Raw genomic sequence first — 17,285 nt, 5'->3', positions numbered from 1 at the left:
ACCACATGAACGCAGAGAACTTGATCGCGCTGCTGGTAGCGGCGCCCTTGCTGGGAGCGGCCGTACTGCTGTGCGGCGGGCGGGCACTCGACCGGGTGGGCCACCTGCTCGGCACGCTGCTCGCGGCCGTCTCCTTCGTGATCGCCGTCGTGCTCTTCACCGACATGCTCGGCAAGGGCGCGGAGGAACGCACGCTCAGTCAGCACCTGTTCAGCTGGATCCCGGTCGAGGGCTTCCAGGCGGACGTCGCCTTCCAGCTCGATCAGCTGTCGATGACGTTCGTCCTGCTGATCTCCGGGGTCGGCACGCTGATCCACCTGTACTCCATCGGGTACATGGAGCACGACGAGCGGCGCCGCCGCTTCTTCGGCTACCTGAACCTGTTCGTCGCGGCGATGCTCCTCCTCGTCATCGCCGACAACTACCTTTTGCTGTACGTCGGCTGGGAGGGTGTGGGCCTCGCCTCGTACCTCCTCATCGGTTTCTGGCAGCACAAGCCGAGCGCGGCCACCGCCGCGAAGAAGGCGTTCCTGGTCAACCGCGTCGGTGACATGGGTCTGTCGATCGCGATCATGCTGATGTTCACGACCTTCGGGACGTTCGCCTTCGAGCCGGTCCTCGGCAGCGTCGGTGACACCTCCGAGGGCAAGCTCACCGCGATCGGCCTGATGCTGCTGCTCGCCGCGTGCGGCAAGTCGGCGCAGGTCCCGCTCCAGTCCTGGCTCGGGGACGCGATGGAGGGCCCGACCCCGGTCTCGGCCCTCATCCACGCGGCGACCATGGTGACCGCGGGCGTGTACCTGATCGTGCGGTCCGGGGCGATCTTCAACGGCGCCCCGGACGCGCAGTTGGTCGTCACCATCGTCGGCGCGGTCACGCTGCTGTTCGGTGCGATCGTCGGTTGCGCGAAGGACGACATCAAGAAGGCCCTCGCGGGCTCGACGATGTCGCAGATCGGCTACATGGTGCTCGCCGCGGGGCTCGGCCCCATCGGCTACGTCTTCGCGATCATGCACCTGGTGACGCACGGCTTCTTCAAGGCCGGGCTCTTCCTCGGCGCCGGCTCGGTCATGCACGGCATGAACGACGAGGTCGACATGCGCAAGTACGGCGGCCTCAGGAAGTACATGCCGGTCACCTTCGTGACGTTCGGCCTCGGGTACCTCGCCATCATCGGCTTCCCGGGTCTGTCCGGCTTCTTCTCCAAGGACAAGATCATCGAGGCGGCGTTCGCCAAGGGCGGGACGGAAGGCTGGATCCTCGGCTCCGTCGCCCTGCTCGGCGCCGCGATCACCGCGTTCTACATGACCCGCGTGATGATCATGACCTTCTTCGGTGAGGAGCGCTGGAAGAACCGGGCGACCCGGTCGCCGGAGCAGCCCAGCGCCGAGCCCGCCGCCGAGACGCGCGGTGTCCACGACGAGCCGCACCCGCACGAGTCGCCGTCGTCCATGACGATCCCGATGATCGTGCTCGCCGTCGGCTCCGTCTTCGCGGGTGGCTTCTTCTCCATCGGCGACCGCTTCCTGAAGTGGCTGGAGCCGGTCACCGGGCACGACCACGGCCACGCGCCGGTCAGCGCGGGCGTGGTCACCGGCGCCACCATGGTGTGCCTGGTGATCGGTGTGGGCCTGGCCTGGGTCCAGTACGGGCGCCGCGAGGTTCCGGTGCTCGCCCCGCGCGGCTCGCTGCTCACCCGCGCCGCCCGGCGCGATCTGCTCCAGGACGACTTCAACCACGTCGTCCTCGTCCGCGGCGGCGAGCACCTCACCCGCTCGCTGGTCTACGTCGACCACACCCTGGTCGACGGGGTGGTCAACGGGACGGCGGCTTCGGTGGGCGGACTCTCCGGCCGGCTGCGCAAGCTCCAGAACGGCTACGTGCGCTCGTACGCCGTCTCGATGTTCGGCGGCGCGGCGCTCATCACCGCCGTCACCCTGCTGATGAGGGCGGTCTGATACCGATGTCCTTTCCTCTGCTGACAGCGACGGCGGTGCTTCCGGCCGTGGGCGCGATCGCCACGGCCGCCGTGCCGGCGAAGCAACGCACCGCGGCCAAGTGGCTCGCGCTCCTCGTCTCGGTCGGGACGCTGGTGCTCGCGGCGCTGGTCGCGGTCCGTTTCGACCCGGACGGCGGCCGCTACCAACTCACCGAGTCCCATGCGTGGATCGCCGACTTCGGGGTCCGCTACGAAGTGGGCGTGGACGGCATCGGGGTCGCGCTCGTCGCACTGACCGCGCTGCTGATCCCGTTCGTGATCCTCGCCGGATGGCACGACGCGGACCCGCAGGAGACCGGTGCCGAGTCCCTCGGCAGCTTCGCCGCGGGGCGGTGGCGGCCGACACAGGGCTTCTTCGCCCTGATCCTGCTGGTCGAGGCGATGGTGATCATCTCCTTCGAGGCCACCGACGTCTTCCTCTTCTACATCTTCTTCGAAGCCATGCTCATCCCGATGTACTTCCTCATCGGCGGCTTCGGCGACCGCGCGGGCCCGCACGGCGAGAAGGAGGCGGCCACCCAACGCTCGTACGCGGCCGTCAAGTTCCTCCTCTACAACCTGGTCGGCGGCCTCATCATGCTGGCGGCCGTCATCGGCCTCTACGTGGTGGCGGGGAACTTCTCGCTCCAGCAGATCGCCGAGGCGCGGGCCAACGGTTCGCTCGACATGGCGACCAACACCGAGCGATGGCTCTTCCTCGGCTTCTTCTTCGCCTTCGCGGTGAAGGCCCCGCTGTGGCCGCTGCACACCTGGCTGCCGAACGCGATGGGGGAGGCCACGACCCCGGTCGCCGTGCTGATCACGGCGGTGGTCGACAAGGTCGGCACGTTCGCGATGCTCCGCTTCTGCCTCCAGCTCTTCCCGGAGGCGAGCAAGTGGGCGACACCGGTCATCCTGGTCCTCGCCCTCATCAGCATCATCTACGGAGCACTGCTCGCGGTGGGCCAGCGCGACATCAAGCGCCTGGTGGCGTACGCGTCGATCTCGCACTTCGGCTTCATCATCATGGGCATCTTCGCGATGACCAGCCAGGGCCAGTCCGGCGCGACGCTCTACATGGTCAACCACGGCATCTCGACCGCCGCGCTGATGCTCGTCGCCGGGTTCCTGATCTCGCGGCGCGGCTCGCGGCTCATCGCGGACTACGGGGGCGTGCAGAAGGTCGCCCCGGTGCTCGCCGGCACGTTCCTGATCGGCGGGCTCGCGACGCTCTCGCTGCCGGGGCTCGCCCCGTTCGTGAGTGAGTTCCTGGTCCTGGTCGGCACGTTCGCGCGCTACCCGGTCATCGGCATCATCGCCACCTTCGGCATCGTCCTCGCCGCGCTCTACACGCTGGTCCTCTACCAGCGCACCATGACCGGCCCGGTGAAGCCCTCGACCGAGGGCATCACCGACCTGCGGGTGCGCGAGCTGGCGGTCGTGGTCCCGCTGATCGGCGTACTGATCTTCCTGGGTGTGTACCCGAAGCCGCTCACCGAGCTGGTGAACCCGGCGGTCAAGCACACCATGTCCGACGTCCAGAAGAAGGACCCGAAGCCGGAAGTGGAGGCGGCCCACAAGTGAGCGCTTCAGCCGTCCACAGCCTGTGGACAACTGCCGCCGATCCGATCTCCAAGATCGACGCACCCAAGATCGAGTACGGGCAATTGTCCCCGACCTTGATCGTCATCGGTGCCGCCGTCCTGGGGGTCCTGGTCGAGGCGTTCGTGCCCCGCAAGTCCCGTTACTACGTGCAGGTGTTCCTGTCGGTCGTCGCGCTCGCCGCCGCCTTCGCGGCGGTCGTCGGACTCGCCGCCGGTGGCTACGGCACGACCAAGGCGCACATCGCGGCCATGGGCGCGATCGCCGTCGACGGCCCGGCCCTCTTCCTGCAAGGCACCATCCTGCTGACCGGCCTGGTCGCGATCTTCACGTTCGCGGAGCGCAGGCTCGATCCGGAGGCGCACGGCAACCGCATCGACTCGTTCGCTGCGCAGGCCGCGTCCGTACCGGGCAGCGACAGTGAGAAGGCCGCGGTCAGGGCCGGGTTCACCACCACCGAGGTGTTCCCGCTCGTGCTCTTCGCGATCGGCGGCATGCTGGTCTTCCCGGCGGCCAACGACCTGCTGACGCTCTTCATCGCCCTGGAGGTCTTCTCCCTCCCGCTCTACCTTCTGTGCGCCGTGGCCCGCCGCAAGCGGATCATGTCGCAGGAGGCCGCGGTCAAGTACTTCCTGCTCGGCGCGTTCGCCTCCGCCTTCACCCTGTTCGGTATCGCGCTGCTGTACGGCTACGCGGGCTCGGTCTCGTACGCGACCATCGCGAGCGTCGCCGACGGCTCGGTCCAGAACATCGACCCGGCCCTCGCCGACACCATGGGCAACGACGCGCTGCTGCTCATCGGCATGGCACTCGTCGTCATGGGCCTGCTGTTCAAGGTCGGCGCCGTCCCCTTCCACATGTGGACCCCGGACGTCTACCAGGGCGCCCCGACACCGGTCACCGGCTTCATGGCGGCGGCCACGAAGGTCGCCGCGTTCGGCGCGCTGCTGCGCCTGCTCTACGTGGTCCTGCCCGGGCTGCGCTGGGACTGGCGGCCGGTCATGTGGGCCGTCGCCATCGTCACGATGCTCGGCGGCGCGATCGTCGCGATCACGCAGACCGACATCAAGCGGCTCCTCGCCTACTCGTCCATCGCGCACGCCGGCTTCATCCTGGCCGGTGTCATCGCCACGAGCCCGGACGGCGTCTCGTCGGTCCTCTTCTACCTGGGCGCGTATTCCTTCGTCACGATCGGCGCCTTCGCCGTGGTGACGCTGGTGCGCGACGCGGGCGGCGAGGCGACACACCTGTCGAAGTGGGCGGGGCTCGGCCGGCGCTCACCCCTGGTGGCGGCGGTCTTCGCGATCTTCCTGCTCGCCTTCGCCGGTATCCCGCTGACCTCCGGGTTCGCGGGGAAGTTCGCGGTGTTCAAGGCCGCGGCGGAGGGCGGCGCGGGCGCGCTCGTCGTGGTCGGTGTGATCTCGTCGGCGATCGCCGCGTTCTTCTACATCCGGGTGATCGTCCTCATGTTCTTCAGCGAGCCGAAGGCGGACGGACCGACCGTCGCCGTGCCGTCGCCGCTGACCATGACGACGATCGCGGTGGGTGTCGCGGTCACGGTCGTGCTCGGCGTCGCGCCGCAGTACTTCCTCGACCTGGCGAGCCAGGCCGGGGTCTTCGTCCGGTAGGCGCCGACCGCATCGGAAAGCCCGGTCCCCGCGCGGGGCCGGGCTTTTCGCTGTCCGGTGAACCCCAGCCTGTGGATAACTTCGGGGGCTGTCGGTGCGGACCCCTATCGTTGCTGGAGACGTCGATCCACGGCGCGTGGGGGACAGGCGATGAATGGGACTGAGGGTATGAGCGAGGTGACCGAGAGCGAGGCGCTTGCCACGCTCCACCGCGTCTTCGGGTACGACGCGTTCCGCGGCGAGCAGGAAGCGGTCATCGAGCATGTGGTGAGCGGCGGGGACGCCGTCGTCCTCATGCCGACCGGCGGCGGGAAGTCGCTCTGCTACCAGATCCCGGCCCTGGTCAGACCCGGCACCGGCATCGTCGTCTCCCCGCTGATCGCGCTGATGCAGGACCAGGTGGACGCGTTGCGGGCGGCCGGTGTGCGCGCCGGGTTCATGAACTCGACGCAGGACTTCGACGAGCGGCGCACCGTCGAGGCCGAGTTCCTCGCGGGCGAGCTCGACCTGCTGTACCTGGCGCCCGAGCGGCTGCGGCTCGACGCCACGCTGGGTCTGCTCTCCCGCGGCAAGATCTCCGTCTTCGCCATCGACGAGGCGCACTGTGTCGCGCAGTGGGGCCACGACTTCCGCCCGGACTACCTGGCCCTGGAGGTGCTCGGGCAGCGCTGGCCCGACGTGCCGCGCATCGCCCTGACCGCGACGGCGACACACGCCACGCACCAGGAGATCACCCAGCGCCTGGGCATGCCGGACGCCAAGCACTTCGTGGCGAGCTTCGACCGGCCCAACATCCAGTACCGGATCGTCGGCAAGGCCGACCCGAAGAAGCAGCTGCTCACCTTCCTCAAGCAGGAGCACGAGGGTGACGCGGGCATCGTGTACTGCCTGTCGCGCAAGTCGGTGGAGGCGACCGCGGAGTTCCTCTGCCGGAACGGGATCACCGCGGTGCCGTACCACGCGGGCCTCGACGCGGGCACGCGCGCGGCGCACCAGTCCCGGTTCCTGCGCGAGGAGGGCATGGTCGTCTGCGCGACCATCGCCTTCGGCATGGGCATCGACAAGCCGGACGTCCGCTTCGTCGCCCACCTGGACCTGCCGAAGTCGGTCGAGGGGTACTACCAGGAGACCGGCCGCGCCGGGCGGGACGGGCTGCCGTCCACGGCCTGGATGGCGTACGGGCTCCAGGACGTCGTCCAGCAGCGGAAGCTGATCAACATGGGGGAGGGGGGCGAGGCGTTCCGCCGCCGCGCCTCCGCCCACCTCGACGCGATGCTGGCGCTGTGCGAGACGGCGCAGTGCCGGCGCGCCCAGCTCCTGACCTACTTCGGGCAGGAGGCGCCCGCGGCCTGCGGCAACTGCGACACGTGCCTGACCCCGCCCGAGACCTGGGACGGCACCGTCGCCGCGCAGAAGATCCTCTCCACCGTGGTGCGCCTGGACCGGGAGCGGCGGCAGAAGTTCGGCGCGGGCCAGATCATCGACATCCTGCTCGGCAAGCGCACCGCCAAGATCATCCAGTTCGACCACGACCAGCTCTCCGTCTTCGGTATCGGCGACGAGCTGGCGGAGGACGAATGGCGGGGCGTGGTGCGGCAGTTGCTGGCCCAGTCCCTCATCGCGGTCGAGGGCGAGTACGGCACGCTGGTGCTCACCGAGGAGAGCGGGAGCGTGCTCGGGCGGCAGCGGGAGGTGCGGCTGCGCAAGGAGGCACCGAAGGCGGTGACGCGGGCCGCCGCGCGCGAGCGCAGGGCCAAGTCCCCCGCGGCCGACCTGCCCGAGGAGCTGATGCCCGTCTTCGAGGCGCTGCGGTCCTGGCGCGGGGCGCAGGCGAAGGAGAACGGGGTCCCGGCGTACGTCATCTTCCATGACGCGACGCTCAAGGAGATCGCCATGCAACGGCCCACGTCGGTTGCCCAGTTGGGCACCATCGGCGGGGTCGGCGAGAAGAAGCTGGCGACCTGGGGCGAGGGAGTGCTCGGGGTCCTGGCCGCGCTGGACGACGGCGGCCAGGGGGCACCCGGCCAGCACGCCGACGGCCAGGACGGCGCCGGTCAGAACGCCCCCGGTCAGAACGCCGCCGGCCAGGATGCCGCCGGCCAGGACGGCGCCGCTCAGCACGCCGACGGCCAGAACACCGCCGGCCGGGACGGCGCCGGCCAGAACCCCAGAGGTCAGAACCCCAGCGGTCAGAACGCCCCCGGTCAAGACGCCCCCGGTCAGGGCACCCCCGGTCGGGGCGCCGCTGTTCGGGGCGCCGATGCCGAGGACCCCGGGTTCTGGGCCGAGCCCGACCTGGAGCCCGAGCCCGAGGAGATCGACTGGTGACGGGGGAGGCCGCGCCGGCGCGGACCCCGCACGCCGCTCCGGGTGGGCGCCCCGCACGACGCCCGGCACGCCGCACCGGCCACGCGAGCCGCGTACGGCTCAGACCGTGCGGGTCGCGTACGCCCTGACATCCGCGTCCGAGTCCTCGGCCGCCGTCGCCAGGGCCGCGCGGGCGCGAGGCGTGGTGGGCGCGTGGCGGCGCAGGGCGAGGACGGCGGCCTTGCGGACGTCCGCGTTGGCGTCGGTCAGCGCCCCGGCGAGGGCCTCGATCGCGGGTCCGGAGCCGGTGGCGCCGCCGAGCGCCGTGGCCGCGCCCGCGCGTACCTGCCAGGCCGGATCGCCGAGGGCCGCGGTGGCCGACGCCTCGTACCGGGGCGGGCACCCCGTGCCGCCCAAGGTGGTGAAGGCCGCCGCGCGGACCAGGGCGTCCGGGTCGGCGAGGAGCGGGGCCAGGGCGTCGGGGTCGGCCAGACCGCGGGCCACGGCGACGCGTACCTCGCGGGCCGGGTCGCCGACGGCCGAGGCCAGCACGTCCAGGGCGTCGACGGAGACCAGGGCCCGCACCGCGGCGATACGGACCTCGATGTCCGGGTCGCCGAGCAGGGGCGGGTAGGCGGCGGCGCGGCCGAGGCGCAGGGCGCGCAGCGTGTCCAGGGCGGTGGCCCGCACCCGCGGGTCGCCGTGGCCGAGCGCGTCGAGCAGGGCCCGGCCCAACTCGGGTTCGGGCGGCAGGACTTCGACGAGTTCGCGCAGGGAGGCGCAGACGGCGGCCCGTACCTCGGGCGCCTCGTCGCCGAGGGCGGCGGCGAGGGCGGGACCAGTGCCGGGCGGCGCGGTCTCGGTGAGGGTCGCGAGGGCGGCCCTGCGCACGGTGGGGTCGGGGTCGGTCAAGTAGGGGGTGAGGTCGGCGAGTTCGGGGTCGCGTTCGGCGAGGGCGTTCAGTTCGAGGATGCGGGGCGAGCGGGTGGCGGGGGCGGCCACGCCGGGTGAGCCCTCCGCGGTGCGGGTGGTGGTGGCGGAGCCGGCCGGGGCCAGTTCCCGGGCGCCCGCCGTGGCGACCTGGAGCGGGTGGACCTCGCCGAGGTGGCGGGACGGGCCGCCGGTCGGGGTGAATCCGTCCACGGGGACGACGTAGGGATCGACAGGGCGCGCCGTGAACTCCATGGCGCCCGCGGGGGACTTGCGGAGGTCGAGATGGTGGAACCACCGGGCGTCGTCGCGCGCCGGATGGTCGGTGCGCTCGTGGTAGAGGCCCCAGCGCGATTCGGTGCGGGCCAGCGAGGAGCGGGCCGCCATCTCGGCGCAGTCGCGGATGAACGACACCTCGGCGCAGCGCATCAGTTCGTGCGGGGTGCGGGCGCCCATGGTGGCGATGTCGGCCCGCATCCGTTCGAAGTGCTCGACGGCGAGGGAGAGCCGCGCGCCGGACTTGGGCGGCGCCACGTAGTCGTTCACGAAGCGGCGCAGTTTGTACTCGACCTGGGGCTGCGGCGGGCCGTCCGGGTGGCGCAGCGGGCGGTAGATCAGCTCGTGCGCGGCGCGCAGTTGGTCCGGCGGCAACTCGCCCTCGTAGCAGGGGTGCTGGGCGGCGTCGAGGCCCGCGAGGTCGCCGAAGACGAACGCGCCGATCATGTAGTTGTGCGGGACGCAGGCCAGGTCACCGGCGGCGTAGAGGCGGGGCACGGTGGTGCGGGCGTGGTCGTCGACGCGGACCCCGGAGGCGGAGTGGCCGCCGCACAGGCCGATCTCGGAGATGTGCATCTCGATGTCGTGGGTGCGGTAGTCGTGCCCCCGGCCGGCGTGGAAGGTGGAGCGGGTGGGGCGTTCGGTGGTGTGCAGGATCCCTTCGAGGGCGGCGACGGACTCCTCGGGGAGGTGGCTCAGCTTCAGGTAGACCGGGCCGCGGTCGGAGGCCACCTCGGCGGCGAACTCCGCCATCATCTGCCCCGACCAGTAGTCGGAGTCGACGAACCGTTCGCCGTGCCGGTTGACCTGGTAGCCGCCGAAGGGGTTCGCGACGTAGGCGCAGGCCGGGCCGTTGTAGTCCTTGATCAGCGGGTTGATCTGGAAGCACTCGATGCCGGTGAGGGCGGCGCCCGCGTGGTACGCCATGGCGTAGCCGTCCCCGGCGTTGGTGGGGTTCTCATAGGTGCCGTAGAGGTAGCCGCTGGCGGGCAGGCCGAGGCGGCCGCAGGCGCCCGTCGCGAGGATCACGGCGCCCGCGCGGACCGAGACGAACCGCCCGGTGCGGGTGTTGAAACCGGCCGCGCCGACCGCGCGGCCGCCGGCGGTGAGGACCCGGACCGGCATGACCCGGTTCTCGATGCGGATGCGCTCGCGCATCTCGCGCCGCCGCAACTGCCGGTACAGGACCTTCTTGACGTCCTTGCCCTCCGGCATGGGCAGCACGTAGGAACCGGAGCGGTGCACCTGGCGGACCGCGTACTCGCCGTGCTCGTCCTTCTCGAACTTCACGCCGTACGACTCCAGGCGCCGCACCATGTCGAAGCCGCGGGTCGCGGTCTGCCGGACGGTGGACTGGTCCACGATGCCGTCGTTGGCACGGGTGATCTCGGCTACGTAGTCGTCGGGTTCGGCCCGGCCGGGGATCACGGCGTTGTTGACGCCGTCCATGCCCATGGCCAGGGCACCGGAGTGCCGGACGTGCGCCTTCTCCAGGAGCAGCACGCGCGCGCCCTGCTCGGCGGCGGTCAGCGCGGCCATGGTGCCCGCGGTGCCGCCGCCGATCACGAGGACGTCGCAGGACAGCTCTTCGGCGTCGGCGAGTGCGGGGATCTCCAGGGGGCTGTCCACGGCGGGGCCTTTCACAAGAGCGGTCACGAGAGCGGGGCTTCCTGGAGGGTGTGCGCGCCGAGCGCGGCCAGCACCGAGCGGCGCAGTTCCGTCGTGGCCGGGTCGTCGCGGGCGGCGCGCAGCCGGGGACGGGGTACGTCGTGGACGGCGGTGAGGCGGCCCGCGTCGAGCAGGGCGACGCGGTCGCCGAGGAAGAGGGCCTCGTCGACGTCGTGCGTGACGAAGACGACGCTCGCGCCGGTGTCCCGCCACACGTCGACGAGGAGGTCCTGCATCCCGGCCCTGGTCCGTGCGTCGAGCGCGCCGAACGGTTCGTCCATGAGGACGGCGCGGGGCGCGCCCGCCAGGGCCCGGGCGAGCTGGACGCGCTGGCGCTGCCCGCCGGACACCTGGTGCGGGAGGCGGCGTTCCAGGCCGTCGAGTCCGACGCGGGTCAGCCAGTGCGCGGCGCGGGCTCGGCGTTCCGCGCGGGGCGATCCGGCGATGGCGAGGGGCAGTTCGACGTTGGCGCGCAGGTCCCGCCAGGGCAGCAGGGCGTCCTCCTGGAAGACGAGGGCCCGTTCGGCGCCGGGCCCGCGCACGGGGGTGCCGTCCACCGTGACCGCTCCGGCGAGCGGGGCGAGGAGTCCGGCGAGGGTGCGCAGCAGCGTCGACTTGCCGCAGCCCGAGGGGCCGACGACGGTCAGTACCTGCCCCGGTGACACGTCCACCGACACGCCGTCGAGCACGGCCGCGCCGGGCCGGCCGAGGGAGGCATCGCGCAGGACGATGTGGGCGCCCTCCGGTGCGGCGCGGTGCACTCCGGCGTGGTGCGCTTCTGAGTGGTGCGCTCCGACGCGTTGCGCTCCGACACGCTGCACTCCGGCTCGTTCCTTCCCGGGTTCAGACGATCCGCGGCGCATGGTTCACCGGCTCCTTCCCGCGTCCGCCGGCGACCGCGCGGCGCGGCAGCCAGCGGGTCAGGCGCCGGCCGGCCACCTCGACGGCGGTGGAGGTGGCCCAGCCCAGGACGCCGATGGTCACCATCCCGACGAACACGCCGGGGTAGTCGAGGACCGTGTACTCCTGCCAGGTGCGGTAGCCGACGCCGTACTCGCCGGAGATCATCTCGGCCGAGATGACACAGATCCACGAGACGCCGACCCCGACGGAGAGGCCGCCCAGGATGCCGGGCAGCGCGCCCGGCAGCACCACCGAGCGCAGTACCCGCCACCGCCCGCCGCCCATGGTCCGCACGGCTTCCTCCCATACGGGCGTCAGGGCCCGCACGGCGTGCCGCGTGGCGACGAGGACGGGGAAGAACGCGGCGACGCAGGTGATGAAGACGATGCCCTGCTCGTTGCTCGGAAAGAGCAGGATCGCCACGGGTACGAGCGCGATCGCCGGGATCGGCCGGACCACTTCGAGCAGCGGCCCGAGCAGGTCCTCGGCCAGCCGCGAGCGGGCCACGGCGGTGCCCAGGCCGATGCCCGCGACGGAGGCGAGCACGAACCCCGTCGCGATCCGCTCCAGGCTGTCGGTCACGTCCTGCCAGTAGGCGCCGGTGCCGAGCCGGTCCCCGAAGGCCCCGGCGACATCGGTGACGGTGGGGAACTGCGAGAAGCGCAGCCACAGATCGACGTCCCGCGCGGTCAGCGACTGCCACAGGGCGAGGAAGGCGGCGAGGGAGGCGAGGCGCAGCGCGTACCGCCGGTACCGTGCGCGCTGCCCGGGTCCCGGGTGCTGTTCGCGCCGCCTCATGACGCCGCCCGTCGCAGGGCGTCCGCGTACGAGTCGAGCACGGAGGCACCGGCATGAGCGGACACGTACGTCCGTGCGCCCGCCTCGGAGACGAACGGCTTCAGGGCGGAGCCGTCCGCGACCCACACGGCCCGGTCGGCGAACCAGAGGGTGCCGGTGCGGGTGTCCGGCACGTAGGCGGCCCGGACGGACTTCGGGTGCGTGGACACGTGGCGCAGCAGCTGCGTCGGGGAGTCGAAGGAGCGCGTCGTGGAGGCGCCCTTCGTCCACACCTCCGGGCGCGGTCGCGGTGCGGTGGCGGGGAGCAGCTTGTCGTACGCGGCGGAGCCGAGGGCGCGGCGTACGTACTGGTCGTCGACGAAGGAGTCGACGTCGACGTCGCCCACCAGTTTCGCCGCCTTCAGGACCGGCACGTCCTTCTTCAGGGCGGCGACGAGGCGCGGCTTGAGGGTCGGGTCGAAGGTGGCGATGCCTTGAGCGCCGTTGTAGAGGAGGACGACCTCCGCCGGGAGGCCGGTCGCCTTCGCGACCTTCTGGGCCGCGGGCACCGGATGCTCGTTCAGGTAGTCCGTGGCGTCCTGCTGCGCCCGAAGGAACGCCTCCAGGACGGCGGGCCGCTTCTTGGCGAAGTCCTCGCGCGCGGTGACGCCGTGGAACGTCGGCAGGTTCAGCTCGGCGCCGTCGTACAGCGCTTTCGCCTTGCCCTGGTACGCGAGCAGGCCCGGCCACGCCACGAACTGGGACAGGGCGTCCGCACTCCCCGCCGACAGGGCAGAAGCACCCACGGCGGGCTGCTGGTTGAGCTTGCGGATGTCCTTGTCGGGGTCGAGACCCGCGCGTCGCAGGGCGCGTACGAGGGTGCCGTCGGCGGCCGATCCGATGCTGGTCGACACCTTCTTGCCGCGCAGGTCGGTGAGGTTCGTCAGGGTCGAGTCGGGCGCCGTGACGACGGTGTTGAGGCCGCCGCGCAGGTTGTACCCGGTGACCGAGACCAGCTTCGTCGGCCGGCCCAACTGCTTGCCGCGGGCCGCGTTGAGCAGGAGAGGGAAGTCGCCCATCGAGCCGATGTCGGTCTTCCCGGCGGCCATCTGCGCGGTGATCGGGGCGCCGGTCGCGTAGTCCTCCCACTTCACCTTGTACGTGGTGCCGTTCTTCGCGCCGAGCGTCCGCAGCTCGCGTTCGAACGCGCCGAGGGAGCGCAGCAACGTACCGGCCGTGACGGTGTTGATGGTCTTGGACTGGTAGCCGACGGTCACGGTGACCGTCGAGTCGTCACCCGCCGACGCGGAACCGCCGCAGGCGGCGAGGGGGGTGATCAGGGCGAGCGCGAGCACCGCGACTACGGGGCGTTTCATACGGGTTCGGGCCTCTCACCGGAGCAGATAGGGCATGTTGACCGTGACGGCTCCGGTGGGACAGCGGGCCGCGCACGGGCCGCAGTACCAGCACTCGTCGACGTGCATGTAGGCCTTGCCGCTGTCCTCGTGGATGGCGAGGGAGTCGAGTGGACACATGTCGACGCACAGGGTGCAGCCGTCGATGCACTTCGACTCGTCGATGGTCACGGGCACGTCGGCCCGCTGGGGCGCCAAAGGCATGGCTGTCTCCAGGAAGGTGCGAGCAAAAGCGTTCTAGAGGGAGCGGCGCAGCTGGCCGCTCATCGTGATGCGGTCGCCGCGGAAGCGGATGAACTCCAGGTCGACGGGGCGCCCGTCGGCCAGGTGCGTCAGGCGCTCCAGCATCAACAGGGCGGCGCCGCGCGGTGCCTGCAGGACGGTGGCGGAGTGCGCGTCGGCGGTGACGGCCTCAAGGGTGATGTCGGCATGTCCCAGCGGCTGCCCGGTGATGGATTCCAGGAGCCGGAAGACGTCCGTGTTCTCCAGGTCGGCGTCGAGGAGGTGGAGGCCGATGTCGAGGGGGACATAGGTCAGGTCGAGGGAGAGCGGCAGGCCCCCGAGGCGGCGCAGCCGTTCCACGTAGAGGACGTCGGCGCCCGGCGGCAGGCCGAGGCGTTCGGCGACCGGGGCGGGCGCGGAGACGGGGCCGGCGGTGCGGACCTCGTTGGTGACGTGGCCGTGTTCGTGCAGGGTCTCCGCGAGGCCCATCAGCCGGTCGAGGCCGTGCGGGTACTTCTGGGCGCGGACGGTCGTGCCGACGCCCGGCTGCCGGGCCACGAGGCCCTCGGCGCAGAGCAGGCCGAGCGCCTGGCGGACGGTGTTGCGCGAGGCGCGGTAGTCGGCGCCGATGCTCTCCTCGTGGGGGAGCACCCCGGCCGGGAAGCGGCCCGCGAGGATCTGGTACCGCAGGAGGTCGGCGAGTTGTCGGGCCTGGTCCGCGCGCAGCCGCCGGCGCCGGGCGGCGACGGTGGTCGCCCCGGCTCCGGTGGCGTCTCGTACGCGGTCTGCGGCGGGCATGGGACGGACGATAGCCGGGGGTGGGGCGGGGTGGTGTTGCTGTTGTGTTGCGCCACCGGGTGCCTCCGGCGGTTCGCCGGTGACCTGCGGCGATGGGGCGCGGGTGGGGGCGATCTGCCACCCGCGCCACCTGGCGCCTGCGCGCCGTCGGGGTACTGGGGTCGTGTGCGGGTGCGGCCCGGAGCGTGGTTGCTCGCGCCGTTCCCCGCGCCCTTAGAGGGGCGGCGCCGCCACGATCCTGCCTGTGACGTCGCCGAGGCCCACCCGGGTGCCGTCCGGGCCCGGGGCCCAGGCCGAGAGGGTCACTTCGTCGCCGTCCTCCAGGAAACCCCGCTTGCCGTCGGGGAGTTCGAGGGGGCGCTGCCCGTTCCAGGTCATCTCGATGAGCGAGCCGCGCTCGTTCTCCTCGGTGCCGCTGATGGTGCCGGAGCCGTAGAGGTCGCCGGTGCGCAGCGAGGCGCCGTTGACCGTCATGTGGGCCAGCATCTGGGCGCCGGTCCAGTACATGCCGGAGAAGGGGGGTTCGGAGATGACGTGGCCGTTGAGGGAGACGGTGATGCGCAGGTCGTAGCCGGCCGGGTCCAGGGACGGATCGGCGTCGTCCAGGTAGGGGAGCAGCGGGACCGTGCGCGCGGGCGCGGCCACGCGCGCCGCGTCCAGGGCGTCGAGCGGCGTGATCCACGCGGAGACCGACGTCGCGAAGGACTTGCCGAGGTGCGGGCCGAGCGGCACGGTCTCCCAGGACTGGATGTCGCGCGCCGACCAGTCGTTGAGGAGGCAGAGTCCGAAGACGTGGTCGCGGTAGGAGGAGAGCGGCACGGCGGTGCCCTGCGCGGAGGGCGTCCCGACCACGTAGCCGACCTCCGTCTCGATGTCGAGGCGGACCGAGGGCCCGAAGACGGGGGCCGGGTCGGCCGGGCCCTTGCGCTGCCCCGACGGGCGTACGACGTCGGTCCCGGAGACCACGACCGTGCCGGACCGGCCGTGATAACCGACCGGCAGATGCTTCCAGTTGGGCTTCAGCGGCTCCTCGTCGGGGCGGAAGAGGCGGCCGAGGTTCGAGGCGTGGTTCTCGGAGGCGTAGAAGTCGACGTAGTCCGCGACCTCGAAGGGGAGGTGCAGCGTGACCGAGGAGAGCGGGTGGAGGAAGGGCAGGACGGTGGCGCGGTGGGCGGGCACCGTCACCCAGGCGGTGAGCGCGCGGCGCACGTCGGACCAGGCCGTACGGCCCGCCGCCAGCAGGGTGTTGAGGCTGGGCCTGGCCAGGAGCGAGACGTAGGGGGAGCCGAGGGCCGCGGCGGCGGCGCCCGCGTCGAGGACGTGGTCGCCGAGGCGGACCCCGACGCGGCGCTCGCCGCCGGGGGCCGTGGAGAAGACTCCGTAGGGAAGGTTGTGCGGGCCGAAGGGGTCGCCTTCGGGGAGGTCGAGCGGGGTGTGCTCGGGAGTGCCGGCCATGCCTACCTGCCTCTCTTTCCGTCGAGTGCGGTTCACGTTACGTGGGGGAAGGGGGGTTCGGGCAGTGCCTGAAGAGTTCGCAATGTCCGAATGACCCGTTGATGGAGTGGTCGGTTCCGGCGTGGCGTCGATGCGGGCCGGTCCGCCCTGGAGGCGGCGGCGCTCGGGGCGGAACCTCGGCCGGTCCCACGACGGCGCCCCGAACCGCACCCGGCCCGCGCCACCACCCGCACACTCGCCCCGGCCTCCGCGGCAGACCCCCTCCGGCCGGGCCCGGTCCGTGTACGCGCTCACGCGCTCCCCGCGCCGTTACCGCCAACTGCTCCCGCGCGCAAGGCACTTCCTCGTCAAGCGGATGCCGGGTCCGCTGGGCGCGCGGTGGTTGCGCGAGCGGTTCGAGGGAAAGGTGGCGGTGCGGGACGTCGCCGCGGTCGAAGGGGCCTCGGTGGCGGAGGGCGGTACCCCCGTCCTCATCGTCCGCACGCACGCGGGCGGCTGCCAGGAGCTGTCCGCGGACCAGGTGATCGCGGGGACGGAATACCGCGTGGACCTGGCGGCGACGCCCTTCCCGGGTGACGGCCTCCGCACGCGGACCGCGGTCGGCCGGGAGGCACCGCGGCTCGCCGCCGGCCACGTCTCGTCCGTCCCGGGGCTGTACTTCACGGGCATGCTCGGCGGATCGTCGTACGGGCCGGTGACGCGGTTCGGGTGCGGCACGGAGTTGGCGTCACCGCGGTCGGCGCGGCACCTGGCGGCCGCGCACGGGTGAGGTGCCGCCGAACCCCCGGCGGGACCCGGGGCAGGAACAGGAGCGACGCGATGGAGAGCAAGCTGCGACAGAAGCTCCGTGAGCGCCGGGACCAGGTGGCCCTGGAGGTCATGGAGGCGGAACTGGGCGACCTGGGCACCGGACACGCCCTGCCGCCCGGCGGGGAGCCGGGGTGGGTCCGCGGGGCGATCGACCGGTCCCGGTCGACGGGCACGGAGCCGGACGAACTCCTCTCCGACGACACCCCGCAGGAGGAACTCGACGCGTGGATCGAAGCCCAGCTCAGCGCGCACGGCATGACCGGGAAGCTCTACGTGGCCAGTCATGTGGGCCTGCGCCCCTGGCTGGAGTGCGACCTTCCCGCGGCGGGCTGGGCGGCGCGGCTGCGCGCCGCGGTCGAGGACCCCTGGATGTTCCTGTCCCCGTCACTCGACAGGCTCGTCGTCATCATCGAGGCCGAGTACTGCTTCGAGTCCTACGTGTCCCGGGCGGGCACCCGGTGACCGCCCGCGACGGCCCCTTGTACTACAACTGCCCTCCTGAGGCCTGAGGTTGAC

Annotated in this window: 13 protein-coding genes; 6 read left to right on the top strand and 7 right to left on the bottom strand. The window is 71.9% G+C overall.

Annotated features, from left to right (window positions below):
- Positions 1–5 precede the first annotated feature (5 nt).
- From nuoL to recQ, 4 genes are all read left to right on the top strand, one after another.
- Entirely contained in the window at positions 6–1,958 is a 1,953-nt protein-coding gene (gene nuoL / locus ACZ45E_RS25340) for an NADH-quinone oxidoreductase subunit L (RefSeq protein ID WP_468224351.1), read from the top strand.
- A 5-nt stretch (positions 1,959–1,963) separates the two neighbouring features.
- A complete protein-coding gene (locus tag ACZ45E_RS25335; protein ID WP_468224349.1) occupies positions 1,964–3,562 on the top strand; it encodes an NADH-quinone oxidoreductase subunit M in 1,599 nt (532 codons plus the stop codon).
- Positions 3,559–5,208 (top strand): NADH-quinone oxidoreductase subunit NuoN, encoded by a 1,650-nt coding sequence (gene nuoN / locus ACZ45E_RS25330; RefSeq protein WP_468224347.1) that lies wholly within the window; start codon positions 3,559–3,561, stop codon positions 5,206–5,208. Before ACZ45E_RS25335 ends, nuoN begins: the two co-directional genes overlap by 4 nt.
- Positions 5,209–5,376: 168 nt before the next feature.
- Complete coding sequence (gene recQ, locus ACZ45E_RS25325; protein ID WP_468224345.1) at positions 5,377–7,536, top strand: DNA helicase RecQ; 2,160 nt, start codon at positions 5,377–5,379, stop codon at positions 7,534–7,536.
- 99 nt (positions 7,537–7,635) lie between these two features.
- Here the strand turns inward: recQ and ACZ45E_RS25320 are convergent, their stop codons facing one another.
- The 7 genes from ACZ45E_RS25320 to fahA all read right to left on the bottom strand — a co-directional run bounded on the left by ACZ45E_RS25320 (position 7,636) and on the right by fahA (position 15,959).
- A complete protein-coding gene (locus ACZ45E_RS25320) occupies positions 7,636–10,338 on the bottom strand; it encodes a fumarate reductase/succinate dehydrogenase flavoprotein subunit (protein ID WP_468224699.1) in 2,703 nt (900 codons plus the stop codon).
- A gap of 35 nt (positions 10,339–10,373) precedes the next feature.
- Positions 10,374–11,210: an ABC transporter ATP-binding protein gene (locus ACZ45E_RS25315; RefSeq protein WP_468224343.1), complete on the bottom strand. Its 837-nt coding sequence runs from the start codon at positions 11,208–11,210 to the stop codon at positions 10,374–10,376.
- A 22-nt stretch (positions 11,211–11,232) separates the two neighbouring features.
- Complete coding sequence (locus ACZ45E_RS25310; RefSeq protein ID WP_468224341.1) at positions 11,233–12,090, bottom strand: ABC transporter permease; 858 nt, start codon at positions 12,088–12,090, stop codon at positions 11,233–11,235.
- Entirely contained in the window at positions 12,087–13,445 is a 1,359-nt protein-coding gene (locus ACZ45E_RS25305) for an ABC transporter substrate-binding protein (RefSeq protein WP_468224339.1), read from the bottom strand. Before ACZ45E_RS25305 ends, ACZ45E_RS25310 begins: the two co-directional genes overlap by 4 nt.
- A gap of 15 nt (positions 13,446–13,460) precedes the next feature.
- Positions 13,461–13,688: a 4Fe-4S dicluster domain-containing protein gene (locus ACZ45E_RS25300; RefSeq protein WP_394433300.1), complete on the bottom strand. Its 228-nt coding sequence runs from the start codon at positions 13,686–13,688 to the stop codon at positions 13,461–13,463.
- A 33-nt stretch (positions 13,689–13,721) separates the two neighbouring features.
- Entirely contained in the window at positions 13,722–14,504 is a 783-nt protein-coding gene (locus tag ACZ45E_RS25295; RefSeq protein ID WP_468224335.1) for a GntR family transcriptional regulator, read from the bottom strand.
- Between the two features lie 213 nt (positions 14,505–14,717).
- The gene (fahA, locus tag ACZ45E_RS25290; RefSeq protein WP_468224333.1) at positions 14,718–15,959 is read right to left on the bottom strand and encodes a fumarylacetoacetase; all 1,242 of its coding nucleotides are present in this window, start codon (positions 15,957–15,959) and stop codon (positions 14,718–14,720) included.
- Between the two features lie 280 nt (positions 15,960–16,239).
- Here fahA and ACZ45E_RS25285 point away from each other — a divergent pair, with 280 nt between their 5' ends.
- Positions 16,240–16,728: a hypothetical protein gene (locus tag ACZ45E_RS25285; RefSeq protein ID WP_468224330.1), complete on the top strand. Its 489-nt coding sequence runs from the start codon at positions 16,240–16,242 to the stop codon at positions 16,726–16,728.
- Positions 16,729–16,778: 50 nt separating this feature from the next.
- Positions 16,779–17,231: a hypothetical protein gene (locus ACZ45E_RS25280; protein WP_468224329.1), complete on the top strand. Its 453-nt coding sequence runs from the start codon at positions 16,779–16,781 to the stop codon at positions 17,229–17,231.
- Positions 17,232–17,285 lie beyond the last annotated feature (54 nt).

This window comes from Streptomyces sp. NPDC030991, from assembly GCF_055571235.1.
This window is presented reverse-complemented; position numbering and strand designations above follow the sequence as displayed.